General features: G+C 70.7%; 14 protein-coding genes. 9 read left to right on the plus strand and 5 right to left on the minus strand.

The features are described 5' to 3' along the window. The coding region (locus E1298_RS11065) for a serine/threonine-protein kinase (RefSeq protein WP_131892019.1) at positions 1 to 1,148 on the minus strand (1,148 nt) is incomplete at its 3' end. A gap of 163 nt (positions 1,149 to 1,311) precedes the next feature. Between E1298_RS11065 and E1298_RS11070 the strand changes: the two genes are divergently transcribed. Continuing rightward, positions 1,312 to 1,755 (plus strand): sterol carrier family protein, encoded by a 444-nt coding sequence (locus E1298_RS11070; RefSeq protein WP_131892021.1) that lies wholly within the window; start codon positions 1,312 to 1,314, stop codon positions 1,753 to 1,755. Between the two features lie 18 nt (positions 1,756 to 1,773). Here the strand turns inward: E1298_RS11070 and E1298_RS11075 are convergent, their stop codons facing one another. Further along, positions 1,774 to 2,088 (minus strand): hypothetical protein, encoded by a 315-nt coding sequence (locus E1298_RS11075; RefSeq protein WP_243725509.1) that lies wholly within the window; start codon positions 2,086 to 2,088, stop codon positions 1,774 to 1,776. 184 nt (positions 2,089 to 2,272) lie between these two features. Here E1298_RS11075 and purF point away from each other — a divergent pair, with 184 nt between their 5' ends. From purF to E1298_RS11090, 3 genes are all read left to right on the plus strand, one after another. Further along, positions 2,273 to 3,724 (plus strand): amidophosphoribosyltransferase, encoded by a 1,452-nt coding sequence (gene purF, locus E1298_RS11080; protein ID WP_131892025.1) that lies wholly within the window; start codon positions 2,273 to 2,275, stop codon positions 3,722 to 3,724. Then, positions 3,721 to 4,746 (plus strand): phosphoribosylformylglycinamidine cyclo-ligase, encoded by a 1,026-nt coding sequence (purM, locus tag E1298_RS11085; RefSeq protein WP_131892027.1) that lies wholly within the window; start codon positions 3,721 to 3,723, stop codon positions 4,744 to 4,746. The genes purF and purM overlap by 4 nt, the downstream gene beginning before the upstream one ends. Positions 4,747 to 4,925: 179 nt before the next feature. Further along, positions 4,926 to 5,579 carry a SanA/YdcF family protein gene (locus E1298_RS11090; RefSeq protein ID WP_131892029.1) on the plus strand — a complete coding sequence of 218 codons (654 nt, stop codon included), beginning with the start codon at positions 4,926 to 4,928 and terminating at the stop codon, positions 5,577 to 5,579. 90 nt (positions 5,580 to 5,669) lie between these two features. On the opposite strand, the gene E1298_RS11095 is transcribed toward E1298_RS11090, so the two are convergent. Further along, the gene (locus tag E1298_RS11095) at positions 5,670 to 5,876 is read right to left on the minus strand and encodes a DUF3073 domain-containing protein (protein WP_131892031.1); all 207 of its coding nucleotides are present in this window, start codon (positions 5,874 to 5,876) and stop codon (positions 5,670 to 5,672) included. Between the two features lie 366 nt (positions 5,877 to 6,242). After that, complete coding sequence (locus E1298_RS11100) at positions 6,243 to 7,325, minus strand: Leu/Phe/Val dehydrogenase (RefSeq protein WP_131892033.1); 1,083 nt, start codon at positions 7,323 to 7,325, stop codon at positions 6,243 to 6,245. 173 nt (positions 7,326 to 7,498) lie between these two features. On the opposite strand from E1298_RS11100, the gene E1298_RS11105 reads away from it, so the two are divergent. Then, positions 7,499 to 8,416: a DUF8083 family protein gene (locus E1298_RS11105; RefSeq protein WP_131892035.1), complete on the plus strand. Its 918-nt coding sequence runs from the start codon at positions 7,499 to 7,501 to the stop codon at positions 8,414 to 8,416. Positions 8,417 to 8,689: 273 nt separating this feature from the next. Beyond that, positions 8,690 to 8,893 (plus strand): developmental transcriptional regulator BldC, encoded by a 204-nt coding sequence (gene bldC, locus E1298_RS11110; RefSeq protein WP_012850682.1) that lies wholly within the window; start codon positions 8,690 to 8,692, stop codon positions 8,891 to 8,893. A gap of 471 nt (positions 8,894 to 9,364) precedes the next feature. Here the strand turns inward: bldC and E1298_RS11115 are convergent, their stop codons facing one another. After that, positions 9,365 to 10,060: a TetR/AcrR family transcriptional regulator gene (locus E1298_RS11115; RefSeq protein WP_131892037.1), complete on the minus strand. Its 696-nt coding sequence runs from the start codon at positions 10,058 to 10,060 to the stop codon at positions 9,365 to 9,367. A gap of 396 nt (positions 10,061 to 10,456) precedes the next feature. Here E1298_RS11115 and E1298_RS11120 point away from each other — a divergent pair, with 396 nt between their 5' ends. From E1298_RS11120 to E1298_RS11130, 3 genes are all read left to right on the plus strand, one after another. Next, a complete protein-coding gene (locus tag E1298_RS11120; protein ID WP_131892038.1) occupies positions 10,457 to 11,458 on the plus strand; it encodes a LacI family DNA-binding transcriptional regulator in 1,002 nt (333 codons plus the stop codon). Between the two features lie 315 nt (positions 11,459 to 11,773). Next, positions 11,774 to 12,010 carry a hypothetical protein gene (locus tag E1298_RS11125; protein ID WP_067451750.1) on the plus strand — a complete coding sequence of 79 codons (237 nt, stop codon included), beginning with the start codon at positions 11,774 to 11,776 and terminating at the stop codon, positions 12,008 to 12,010. A gap of 92 nt (positions 12,011 to 12,102) precedes the next feature. Continuing rightward, the gene (locus E1298_RS11130; RefSeq protein WP_341770617.1) at positions 12,103 to 12,942 is read left to right on the plus strand and encodes an N-acetylmuramoyl-L-alanine amidase; all 840 of its coding nucleotides are present in this window, start codon (positions 12,103 to 12,105) and stop codon (positions 12,940 to 12,942) included. The last annotated feature ends 80 nt before the right edge of the window (positions 12,943 to 13,022 follow it).

The raw sequence follows: 13,022 nt of genomic DNA on the forward strand, positions 1-13,022 counted from the left end.
GGGTGTTGGAACGGTGCACCCGGCTGCGGCAGCGTGAATGGCACTGGCGAGGCCAGCGGGATGCCTTGCTGCGGAGCGGGGCCCGGCATCGACTGGCCGAGCGCTTCCGCGTTCGAGGCATTGCCCGGGGCGGGTGCGAACGTGTGCGGGGCGCCGCTAGGAGGCGGCGGTGGGGCTCCCATGGGCGAACGCGGGGGCGCGGGCTGGGGCGGCCGGCCAGGCTGGGAGACCGGGGCCGGAGCCTCCAGGGCCCGTGACTGCGGCGTCGGGACGGAGCCCGAGGCGAGGGCACGGCCCTCGTCCACCATCGAGGCGGGCATGCGTGCGGCCAGGGGTCCGCTCTCGTCCAGGAGCCGCCCCAGGACCTTCTTGGCGGTCGGACGGTCGGACGGGTCCTTGGCCAGCGCGTCCGCCATCACCTCGCGGAGGGAGTCGGGCACCTCGGACAGGTCGGGGTCGTCGTAGACGATCCGCTGCATCACCTCGGACGGCGAGTCGTCACCGAACGGCGCCTTGCCCGTCACCGCGAACAGCATGGTCCCGGCCCAGGCGAACACGTCGGCGGCCGGTCCGATGCCCTGGCCGCTGAGCTGCTCGGGGGCCTTGTAGGCGGGGTCTTCGGATATCCGTCCGGCGGGGGCGGCGTTCACGGCCTCCAGAGCGCGCGCGATACCGAAGTCGCTCATCCTCGGCCCGTCACGGCCCAGGAGGATGTTCCCCGGCTTCAAGTCGTGGTGCAGGGCCCCGGCCCGGTGGACGGCCGCGAGGGCGATCGCCGTACCGATCGCCAAGCGCTCGGCGACGGCGTCACCGCGGCGGCCTTCCTCGTCCACGAGCTGCTGGAGGGACGGCCCGTCCACGCACTCGCTCACCACGTAGGGCCGGTCGCCCTCCACATCGGCGTCCAGGATCGCCGCCGTGCAGAAGCCGGAGACCTTGCGTGCGGCGGCGAACGCACCGGCGAACCGGGAGCGTGCCACAGGTTCGCCGCTCAGCCGCACGTGCAGCAGCTTCACCGCCACGGCGCGGGCCTTCGGGGCCTTGCCGAGGAAGACGGCGCCCTGTTCGCCGACGCCCAGCCGGCCCGTGATCTCGTACACGCCGAGCCTGTGCGGGTCACCGGGCTGCAGGGGCAGCGCCTCGGGCATCTGACGAACCTCCGTGTCCTCCGGGGACCGCGTCCCCGGCCGTCCCCGTTCCTTCCGTTCTCCCACGCCTGGCACCGGGGTCCATTTTTACCGCCTGCGTGGCGTTCTGGTGCTGCATGTGGCGGAATGACCACGGGCCCACGACCCGGTAGCGTCGGTCGCGATGCCACGTACACCGCTCTCCTCGGCCGTCCTGAACGAGCAGCGCACCGTGCTCGGCCTGCCGCCCTACGGCGGAGAGGAAGAGCCCGCCGCGCTGCGCCGTGCGGCCTTCGACACCGTCCTGGCCTCCATCGAGGCCGGGACCGCCGAGCCGTCCCGTCCGGTCGTACAGGGGGCGGTGCGGTTCCTGCTCGACCGGCTCGCGGAAATCGCGCCCGGCCGGTCGGTGGAGGTCCGCGTGCCACCGTACGCCGCCGTTCAGTGCATCGACGGCCCGCACCATACCCGGGGAACCCCGCCGAATGTGGTGGAGATGGACGCCGCCGCCTGGATCGCCTTGGCCACGGGCCGTCTGGCCTGGGACGACGCGGTCGCGGTCGGAAAGGTTCGGGCCAGCGGCGCGCGCGCGGACCTGTCCGAGCACCTTCCCTTGCCGCTCGACTGAGCCGTCCGGATGCGGTTGCTAGGGCGATGCGGTCGCATGGGCGAAGGGGAACTCCCGCTCCACACAGCCTTTCCGCGCCGTGTCGCTCGGGTACTTGGACTCGTCGCCGCACTGGGCCGCCTTGCCCAGCAACCAGAAGAGCGCCATCGAGCCCAAGAGGAGCGCGACGGCCGAGCAGATCATGCCCGTCGCCGCCGCTCCGCGCTCGGAGTCGCCGCGCGCCAGCGACACCGTCCCCAGGACGAGACCCACGAGCGCCGGGATCATGCCCAGCAGGCACACGACGAGGCCCGCGAGGCCGACGATCCCCAGCACCAGGGACGCCCTCGCCATACCGCTCCTCCTGGGCGGCGCCGGAGGCGCGTAGGTCCGGTATCCAGGCATCGTCATGAGTACCTCCCCCTGTCGCCCACCAGATTTCCCTGCGCCGCGTGAGGCCCGTGGTTCCGGTGGGTAAAGGTCGGTTAAGGAGATGCGTCGATCGGAGCAGGTGAACTGGGCAACTACACTGGCGAGTGTGCCTCTCCGTGATGGACGTCTGAGCCACGACATCGATCCCTCCGACCGCCCCCCGCAGGACGCCTGCGGAGTATTCGGCGTCTGGGTCCCCTCGGACCAGGCGTCGCGAGCCGAGGTGAGCAAGCTCGCCTACTACGGCCTCTACGCCCTCCAGCACCGCGGGCAGGAGTCGGCCGGTATCGCGGTCAGCGACGGCTCCCGCATCGTCGTCTTCAAGGACATGGGCCTCGTCGCCCAGGTCTTCGACGAGTCGGTGCTGAACACGCTGCGCGGCCACATCGCCGTGGGCCACTGCCGCTACTCCACGACCGGCTCGCCCACGTGGGAGAACGCCCAGCCCACGTTCAGGTCGACCGACGGCGGCGGGCTCGCGCTCGTCCACAACGGCAACCTGATCAACACGCCGGAGCTGGCCGCGCGGCTGGAGCCGGGCGTGCTGACCGCCACCACCGACACCGAGGTCCTGACGGCCCTGCTCGCCACCCGCGAGGGCGGCCCGATGGCGGCGGCGCGGGAGATCCTGCCCGCCACGCGCGGCGCGTACTCACTGGTCTTCATGGACGAGGGCACGCTGTACGCCGCCCGCGATCCCGAGGGCATCCGTCCGCTCGTCCTCGGTGCGCTGGAAGACCGCGGCTGGGTGGTGGCCTCCGAGACCGCCGGTCTGGACATCGTCGGCGCGCGCTTCGTCCGCGAGATCGAGCCGGGCGAGCTGATCGCCGTCGACGGTGACGGCGTGCGCTCCGAGCGGTTCGCCGAGGCGCGGCCCAAGGGCTGCCTGTTCGAGTACGTGTACCTGGCCCGGCCCGACACCACGATCGCCGGACGCAGCGTCCAGGCGACCCGGGTGGAGGTCGGACGGCGGCTCGCCCACGAGCATCCCGTCGAGGCCGACATGGTCATCCCGACACCGGAGTCGGGCACCCCGGCGGCGATCGGCTATGCCGAGGCGTCCGGCATCCCGTACGGCCAGGGCCTGGTGAAGAACTCCTACGTCGGCCGGACGTTCATCCAGCCGTCCCAGACGATCCGCCAGCTCGGCATCCGCCTCAAGCTCAACCCGCTCCGCGAGACGATCGAGGGCAAGCGCCTGATCGTGGTGGACGACTCGATCGTGCGCGGCAACACCCAGCGCGCGATCGTCTCGATGCTGCGCGACTCGGGCGCCGCCGAGGTGCACGTGCGCATCTCCAGCCCGCCCGTGGCGTGGCCGTGCTTCTACGGCATCGACTTCGCCACTCGGGCCGAGCTGATCGCCGGGAACCTGTCGGTGGAGGAGATCCGCGATTCGATCGGCGCGGACTCCCTCGGCTACATCTCCCTGGACGAGCTCATCTCCGCGTCCCGCATCCCCAAGGACAACCTGTGCCGGGCGTGTTTCGACGGCGTCTACCCGATCGAGGTCGACCAGGAGGCTCGCGGCAAGCATTTGCTGGAGGTCATCCAGTGACCTCCTACGAGGCCGCCGGGGTCGACATAGCGGCGGGTGAACGCGCCGTCGAGCTGATGAAGTCCCGGGTGGCCCGGTCACGGCGTCCCGAGGTCGTGGACGACGCGAGCGGGTTCGCGGGGCTGTTCGACGCCTCCGCGTTCCTGCGCTACAAGCGTCCCTTGCTGGCGACGTCCACGGACGGTGTCGGCACCAAGGTCGACCTGGCGCGCCGCCTCGGGGTGTACGACACCGTCGGCCACGACCTGGTCGGCATGGTCATCGACGACCTGGCCGTGTGCGGCGCCGAGCCGCTGTTCATGACCGACTACATCGCCTGCGGCAAGGTGGTGCCCGAGCGGATCGCCGACATCGTCGGCGGCATCGCCGACGCGTGCGCGCTCGCGGGCTGTGCCCTGGTCGGCGGCGAGACGGCCGAGCATCCGGGCCTGCTGGAGGCCGACGAGTTCGACATCGCCGGCGCCGGAACGGGCGTGGTCGAGGCCGACGAGCTGCTGGGGCCCGACCGGGTGCGTCCCGGTGACGTCGTCCTGGCAATGGCGTCCTCGGGCATCCACTCCAACGGCTACTCACTCGTCCGGCACATCCTGGCCGCGACAGACCTCGACCTGGAGTCCCAGCCGGCCGAGCTTGACCGTCCCCTCGGGGAGGAACTCCTCACCCCCACACGCATCTACGCCAAGGACTGCCTCGCCCTGACGCGCGCCGGGGGCGTCCGGGCGTTCGCCCACATCACGGGCGGCGGCCTTGCCGCCAACCTGGCCCGGTCTTTGCCCGCCACCGTGGACGCCGTGCTCGACCGTGCGTCCTGGGAGGTCCCGGCCGTCTTCCGCGTCCTGCAAGGCCACGGCGATGTGCCGCAGGCCGAGATGGACACGACGTTCAACCTGGGCGTCGGCATGGCCGCGATCGTCGCGCCCGACGTCGCGGACGCGGCCCTGCGCCTGCTCGCGGGCCGGGGCGTGACCGCCTGGCCGCTCGGCAAGATCACTCCCGGCACGGGCACCGCCACTCTGGGCTGAACGCGGCATGCGGGACGAACTTCTCCCGATCCCGCGGCGTCGCACTCGATGTGATCTTTCGCTCGAAGCGCGGAGCCGATGCCGAGATCGCCGCGCCCGCCGCGAACGCGACGTCCACCGCAAACGCGGCTGAGTCGGCCGCTGGGCGGCTTTGGGGCCGGACGGGGCTCCTGGGACGGGTGAGGCGCTGGGCGGGCCCTCTGGGCGTTCTCGGCGGCCTCGGGGTGTACGCGGTGCTGGCGCCGCTGGGATGGGCGTACGCCGACACCGCCCGCTACCGATACTCCGCCGCCCACGTCCCCGACACGCCAGTGGCACTCGTCCTCGGCGCGGGGATCTGGGGCGCCCAGCCCTCGCCGCTGCTGGCCCGGCGCCTGGATCTGGCCGCCGATCTCTACCGGCGCGGCAAAGTGAAGGTGCTGCTGGTCTCCGGCGACAACCGGGTCAAGGGCTACGACGAGCCGACCGTCATGCGCACCTATCTGGCGGGCAAGGGCGTCCCGGAACGCAAAGTCGTCCGTGACTTCGCGGGGCTGGAGACCTGGGACTCCTGTGTGCGCGCCAAGCGCATCTTCGGGGTCACCCGGTTGACCGTCGTCACGCAGAACTTCCATCTGCCCCGGGCGGTCGCGCTGTGCCGGGCCGCGGGAATCCAGGCATGGGGCGTCGGCGACAACAGCATGGGCGGTGGACGGACGGACGCCACCATCAAGGGCTACGTCCGCGAACCCCTCGCCATGGTGAAGGCCATGGGCAGCCTCACGCTGCGGCCCGATCCCGCGCTGCTCGGCAGGAAGGAACCGGGCGTGACCCAGGCCCTGGCGTCGCCCTGACGCCCGAACACGGAACGCCCCCGGAACACAACCCCCTGAACAAACGCCACTGCCCGGGGTAGCCCCGGGCAGTGGCGTCATGTCATCCGGTCAACCGGAGGTGCCGTCCTTGCGCTCCTCGGTGCCGTAGTCCTCGGCGAAGTCGGCGTACTTCTCGGCGAGCTCGTCATAGGAGTCGTCGCCGGAGTCGTTGACTCCAAGTTCGCTCTTCAGGCGGTCGAGGTCCGTGTTGCCGCTGTTGTACTTGAGCTGTCGGGCAACCTTTACCTGCTTGGCCTTGGCTCGGCCGCGACCCATTGGCTCGACCCCCTCGATGGTCAGGGCTTTCGTGGGCCCATCAACGCGCGCGTGTACCACACGAACCGGTGCCTGATGAGCCATGCGTCAGTCACGGATACAACCGTACCCGTTTTGCGCCCGGCTCGGTACATGGACGGTACGTGGCGGCGCTCTTGTTGCGGAGAACCTCAGTCTATCCGGTGGTCACAGGGCCCTCGACAAGGGACGATACAAGCCCCCGGGCGCCTCTGCCGGGCAGGTCACCAGGTACGCCGAAGCCGCCGCAGGACGGTAAAGCAGCGTCCCACGGCGGCTTTGGGAACGATTCACTCGGACCTGGGGGACGGGTGTGACGTGCCCCACGCTGTCTTCGGGAGAGCTTGTTCAGACCAGGATGCCCCGCAGCCGCCCGATCTCGGACATCCGCCGCTCGGCGAGCCTGTCGGCCGCGACCGCCGGCGGAACGCCCTCGTCGGCGGCCAGCGCGAAGATCTTCCGGGTGGTTTCGAAGATCCCGGTGGCGCGGGCCTTGGCACGTTCGAAGTCGAAGCCGTCGATCTCGTCCGCGACCTGGATCACACCGCCGGAGTTGACCACGTAGTCGGGCGCGTACAGAACGTCCCGGTCGGCGAGGCTCTTCTCTATGCCGGTGTGAGCGAGCTGGTTGTTGGCGGCACCGCAGACGATCCGGGCCGACAGCACGGGCACGGTGTCGTCGTCCAGCGACCCGCCGAGCGCGCACGGCGCGTACACGTCCAGCTTGGTGCGGACCATGGCGTGCTGGTCGGCGACGACCTCCACCTCCGGGTGCAGCGTCCGGACCCGCTCGACGGCGGCCTCGTCGACGTCGCAGATGACGACGTCCGCGCCGTCCTCGCGCAGGTGTTCGACCAGCCGGTGGCCGACCTTGCCGACGCCCTCGACCCCGACCCGCCTGCCGCGCAGCGTCGGCGCGCCCCACACGGTCTCGGCGGCGGCGCGCATGCCCTGGAACACGCCGAACGCGGTGAGGATGGACGAGTCGCCCGCGCCGCCGTGCTCGACCGTCCGGCCGGTGACGAAGCGTGACTCGCGCGCGACGAGGTCCATGTCCTCGCTGTAGGTGCCGACATCGCACGCCGTGTAGTAGCGGCCGTTCAGCGTCTGGACGAAGCGCCCGTACGCCCGCAGTAGCGCCTCCGACTTGTCGATGGCGGGATCACCGATGATGACGGCCTTGCCGCCGCCCAGATCGAGGCCCGCCAAGGCGTTCTTGTACGCCATTCCGCGGGACAGGTTCAGTACGTCGGTGAGCGCCTCCTCCTCCGACCCGTACGGGTAGAAACGAGTGCCGCCCAGCGCAGGGCCGAGCGCGGTGGAGTAGATCGCGATGATGGCGCGCAGACCGCTTGCCTCGTCCTGGCAGAAGACGACCTGCTCGTGTCGGGGTTCTGAGCCCTTGTGAGGCGACCCGAAGACATTAGGCACGGTAGTGCCCTCCTCTCTGTCTCTAGATCAGACTACGGGCGGCCGGTGCCGCGACGCCTGCCTATGGACGTTTTCCGTGGCGCCCGCCCAGCGGGCGATCGGCGAGGTAACGCGGCTGTCTCAGTGGCCCTGACGGGCCGTCGGTTCGGCCGGTCTCATGTCACGATGCGGTTGTGTTTCCGTACGCCGCGTACCTACGGGTATATGAGCCGGTGACCGCCTTCACGGAACCGGCGCGGACCCTGTGGACGGTCTACGCCGACTCCAGGAGGCGCCCCCGGCGGATCCACGCGCTCGGGACCGAGCATCGGAACGCGGCGCGCCGGTTCATCGCCTGGCCGCCCGAGGTCGTCCCCGACCGGGAGAGCAGGGACGCCTACGTCCGGCGCTCGGACGACATGATCTACGTGTGCCCGTGGCAGACGCGCCTGCGCTCCTGGCTGGCCTTCGAGCGCTTCCGGGACGAGCGGTCCGCGAGCGTGGCGGCCGCGTTCGTCCCGCCGGAGGTCGGGGAGCGGGCGGCGCGGGAGTTCGAGCACTGGAAGCAGTCGGGACGGTCGCTGCGCCACCACATCCGCACCAGCAGGTGGCACGTGCCGCTCGCGTGGTTCGTGCCGTTCGCCGGTGCCGAGCGGTGCCTGATGTTGGGCGCGCCGGGCACCGGCTACCGCAAGACGGACGACGCGTTTCAGGAACACGCAGGTCATGGCCCTGCGACGGCCGCTCCTGCGCGTACCCTCATCTACGTCACCTCGATGGGGGAGGCGCGCCGGAGGGTCTCCTCCGCGCTGCCGGTGGTGCGCGACAGCCTCGGCGACGCGGCGGGCGACGCGATCCCGCTGTCGGCGGGACGGCTGGAGACGATCGATCGCTGGCTCGGCGAGTTCCACCCGCGGGCGCTCGTGGAGCTGGACTACGGCGGGCTCGTCCACCTCATGGACGACCGTGCGCTGTGCGCGGACGAGTCGGTCGCCGAGATGGCCGTGGCGCTCGCCGCGATGAGGCGCGGTGAGGTCGAGCTGGCCGTCGCGATGTACAAGCGCCTCCTTGCGCGCTGGCGGCCCGTGCGGGCGCTGGAATCGGCGAACTAAAACAAATTTCCCGAATCCGCGCGCGATACGACTATACGTGTCGCTAGAATCACGCAGCGTGACCCGTTGGCCATCGAAGACGCACCGCTCCCCGCGCCCGCGGGGATGTTTGCACGCAACTACCGCCAGGAACTTGCTTGTTGCGCTGAGTGGTGGCAAGGTTACACGTTGTGATGTCATAGTGGCTCTTTCGGGCCATAGGGGACATCAGTGACCGCGCGAGGATCAATCGCAGGATCGCTGTCATCGGTCCATGGAGGAGAGGCCGCAAACATGTCAGCACGTACGCCAGAGGCCGAGCCCCTGCTGACGCCGGCGGAGGTGGCGACGATGTTCCGCGTCGACCCCAAGACCGTCACGCGGTGGGCGAAGGCCGGAAAGCTCACGTCCATCCGCACGCTCGGCGGGCACCGGCGCTACCGCGAGGCGGAAGTGCGGGCGCTGCTGGCGGGTATACCGCAGCAGCGATCGGAGTAGCGACTCCGGCCGGCGGGGGCTCCCGCCGGGACCGCCGGACGTACCCGGCGGAGCATTGGGGGGTCAGGAGGCCGCTGGACGACCTCGCACGTCGAGTTCGGGCGAGGACGGTTCAGAGGTCTCCTGAACAAAAAGGCCGGGGACCACGGTCATCCGAGAATCGCGGTCCCAGGCCACGCACCGTACAAGCGGAAGTCCCGCTCGCGACCAGCGAGCGGGACTTCCGCGTGCCCGCGACCACCCTCCAACGAGGCGTCCCCACGCGAGACGCCGTCTACGCCGGGGCGACGTGTATACGGGCGCCGTTTACGACGGGCGGGGCGGTGTCTGTGTGGGGTGGCGTCTGCGGCGGGGGCGTTCGTGAATGTTTCGATTGTGCGGGTTGCCTGGGGGTGGTTTTGGGGTGCTCGGTTGCGGGACTGGGTGGTCAGGTGGGGTCTGAGCGTCCACATGAGGACACCGAGGTGGTCCTCAGGATTTCGGTCCTATCTCCTGTTCGACGAGTCGGTCGAGCAGGGCGCCGGTGCCGGAATCGTGTTGGCCGGCGACGCGGAGGAGGACCACCAGCTGGTCGACCAGGAGGCGTTCCAGCTCCGGGCGTGTCACGTCGCGGTTCTCCAGCCAGTCGAGGCAGGCCGTCTCCACCGACGCCATCCAGGAACGCAGCGTGATGCGCAGGATGGGCTGCGGCGTCTCCACTTCGAGGGCGTGCAGGATGCGGTCCAGCAGCAGTTGGCGGATGCTGTCGACGATTTCGCCGACCTCGCCGGAGCGGTCGGCCGGGCCGCCGCGCAGCAGGGCCGTGTAGCCCGCGGCGTGGCTTTCCACGAAGTCGAAGTAGCGTTCGAGGGAGATCCTCAGGCGGTCCAGCGGCGAGCCCTCGGTCGGCGGCTCCAGCAGCACGGACAGTTGCTTGGCGGCGCTGGTGAGCGCCGCGAGGTACAGCTCGTACTTGCCCCCGAAGTAGTGGTAGACCAGCGCTCGCGACGCGCCGGCCGCCGCGGCGACATCGTCGATCGAGATGTCCTCCGGCGGCCGCGTGCTGAACAGCTGCAGCGCCGCCTCGATCAGTTCGTCTCGCCGTTCGTCGACGCTGAGCCTGCGACGTCCTCGTCCGCCGCCCTGCCGGCTCCGCGCCTTTCCGCCGGCCACCGCACGATCTCCCACCTGCGCAGCGTATCCGAGGGCGGAGGGCCGCACGCCCGACCGTAGGGGCGGAGCAGGGTTTTCCTAGGGTCGTGTATCCCGCGCGGCAGGTCTGTGATCCCGAACACCATGGGCCCGAACTGCCATTGGCGGATGCCCGTTACTCACTGTTGCGACGATATGGGGTGAAGGCGAGGCATCATGGCATCTCCTCCTGAGCGGAGGATGTGCGCGACGACTCCCGGCAGCAGCGGATCCCCGGAGCGCCGTGGCGGCAAGTCCTACAGGCCCCCTGGACGGAGTGCCATGTCTGGTGAAGGAAAACCCCCGCACAACAGGCCGGTGCTGGGAGAGGGCGCGGTGCCCCCACCGCGCAACAGCCCCTCTCCCCCCGTGCGCAGCGAAGAGGGAAGGAGCGTGCCCGCGCCGAAACCGACGATCCGCAATGTCGCCGAACGGGCCGGCGTCTCCAAATCGCTCGTCTCGTTGGTGATGCGGGGGTCACCGCATGTGAGCGAGCGCCGGCGGCAGGCGGTCCTGCAAGCCGCCCGCGAGCTCGGGTACCGGCCCAACGCCGTGGCCCGCAGCCTGGTGGAAGGGCGCACCCGGTTGATCGGCGCGATCGTCGCCGACCTCCACAACCCCTTCTTCGCCGAGTTCCTCGACGGGCTCCAGGAGAGCCTGCACGGGGCGGGCCTGCGGATGCTGGTCGGCAGCGGCCGCTGGGACCCCTTGTTCGAGGCGGAGGCGGTCGAGGCGTTCTTGGAGATGCGCGTGGACGGGCTGGTGCTGCTCAGCGTCGTCCCGGAGTCCCTCAAGGAGGCCGCGGCCAGCGTTCCGGTCGTGGTCGTCGGGGAGCGCGACGTCGTCGGGGTGGACATCGTGGTGGACGACGACGAGCTGGGCGCGAGCCTGGCCGTCGACCATCTCGTCGACCTGGGGCACCGGCGGATCGCGCACATCGAGGGCGCGCGCTCGACGACCGCCAGGTACCGGCGCGCCGGATACGAAAAGGCGATGCGGCGGCACGGCCTCACCGGCGAGATCATCGTCGAGCCGGGCGACTTCACCGAGGAGGGCGGCTACCGAGCCGCCCGCGCGCTGCTGCGCCGGGAGCGCCGTCCGACGGCGATCTTCGCGCCGAACGATCTGGTGGCGACCGGCGCGCTGTCGGCCGCCGACGAACTGGAGATGCCGGTGCCGGCGCAGCTGTCGATCATCGGTTACGACAACACGCACCTCGCGGCGATCCGGCACATCTCGCTGACCAGCGTCGACCAGCCGCGCCGGGACATGGGACGGGTGGCCGCCGAGCTGCTGACCGCCCGGATCGGCGATCCCGCGCGTGCCGCTCGGCAGAACCTGGTCGTCCCCCACCTCGTCGTGCGATCGACGACGGGCCCCGCGCCCGTCCTGTAGTGGCCACAGCCGGTCCCCTTTACGGCCCCCCGCCTGCTTCCAGCTCCCCATCTCCTTCCAGGCGACGGCCGGTCGCGCGCAGGTGTTCTTGAGGTACGTGCAGAGTCGATCGTTCCTCGAACTGGTGCGCCACGGGTAACAGGCAGGGCAAGGCTGCCGCATTCGCCGTGTCCCCGGCCCGCGCCGGGGGGTTAATGGACCCACCGTTCGGCGGGCCGGGAAACCGGGCCCGGGCGGCCTCGGGGGAGGCCGCCCGGGCGGGGGCCCTCCAGCGGACAGGGGGAAGGGTCGTGTTCACCCAAGGGGGTTCAGCTCGTGCGTGATCCTGAGTTGGTGTCGTGCGCGCAGCGCGCGGCGAACGAATTGGAACGCGCGTGGTCGGAGTGGCGGCATGCGCGGGGGCTGGCCGAGCAGGTCTCGGAGTCCGTCGCCAGTTACGTGGCCCACTCGATCGACCATCCGTGGGGACGGCCCCGCGTGGTGCTCGGCCTGGACGCGGACGAGGCGCGCGCCCTCGCGGCGCTGCTCGGCAAGGAGGACCCGCTCCGCTGAACCGGTGCCGTCTTCTCCGACTGCGTTTGACGAACTCCAGACGGTGTGCAGACTGTCAGGGTCGGTAACGAAGTCATCACGGAGGACGGCCTGTGCGAATCCATCAAGGCGGCCCGGCGGTCGCCGGTATCGCGCTGTGCCTGGGCGCGCTCGCCGCCTGCGGGGGCTCCTCCGGCAAGGGGGACGCGGGGGCTCCGGCCTCCCCTCCGACCGCGGAAGGGACCACCCCGTCCGGTGCCACGGGCGCACCGGAGGGCGCGGGCGTGAAGACCGGCGCGCTGCGGGGCAAGGTGATCGTGATCGATCCGGGGCACAACGGGGGCAACGCGTCCCACCCGTCCGAGATCAACAAGCAGGTCCAGATCGGCAACGGCACCAAGGAGTGCGACACGGCCGGCGCCAGCACCGCCGCCGGCTACAACGAGCACGCCTTCACCTGGGACGTCTCCAACCGCCTGAGCAGGCTGCTGCGCGAGGAGGGGGCCAAGGTCACGCTGACGCGCAAGAGCGACACCGGCGTCGGGCCGTGCATCACCGAGCGGGCCGCGATCGGCAACCGGCTCCACGCCGACGCCGCGCTGTCGGTCCACGCCGACGGCGCCGCCGCGTCCGGGCACGGCTTCCACATCATCGAGCCGATCGCGGTGCGGGGCCACAACGCCGGGTCGGTGCCCGCCTCCCTCAAGCTCGGCAAGGCGATCCGCGATGCCTACCACTCGGGAACCGGCATCGTTTACTCCACCTACCTCGGTGAGAAGGCCCTGGACCGGCGCGACGACCTGGGCGGGCTGAACCTGTCCACGGTCCCGAAGGTGTTCATCGAGTGCGGCAACATGCGCAACCCCGGCGACGCGGCCAAGCTCTCCAATGCCGCGTTCCGCCAGCGCATCGCCGAGTCCCTGGTCGAGGGCTTCGAGTCCTATTTCAGCTGAGCCGGCGCAAGGTGGGCCGGCGCACGCCGAGCCGACGCAAGGTGAGCCCGCGGGACTCGCCGCCGGGTGTGGACGGTCCT

Source organism: Actinomadura rubrisoli (assembly GCF_004349215.1).
In the GTDB taxonomy this organism is placed as follows: Bacteria; Actinomycetota; Actinomycetes; order Streptosporangiales; family Streptosporangiaceae; genus Spirillospora; species Spirillospora rubrisoli.

What these genes read in the sequence shown, in the direction of transcription:
- E1298_RS11070 (WP_131892021.1), top strand. Translation starts at nt 1,312, where the DNA reads ATGCCACGTACACCGCTCTCCTCGGCCGTCCTGAACGAGCAGCGCACC.
- E1298_RS11075 (WP_243725509.1), bottom strand. Translation starts at nt 2,088, where the DNA reads ATGGCGAGGGCGTCCCTGGTGCTGGGGATCGTCGGCCTCGCGGGCCTC.
- E1298_RS11095 (WP_131892031.1), bottom strand. Translation starts at nt 5,876, where the DNA reads ATGGGTCGCGGCCGAGCCAAGGCCAAGCAGGTAAAGGTTGCCCGACAG.
- bldC (WP_012850682.1), top strand. Translation starts at nt 8,690, where the DNA reads ATGTCAGCACGTACGCCAGAGGCCGAGCCCCTGCTGACGCCGGCGGAG.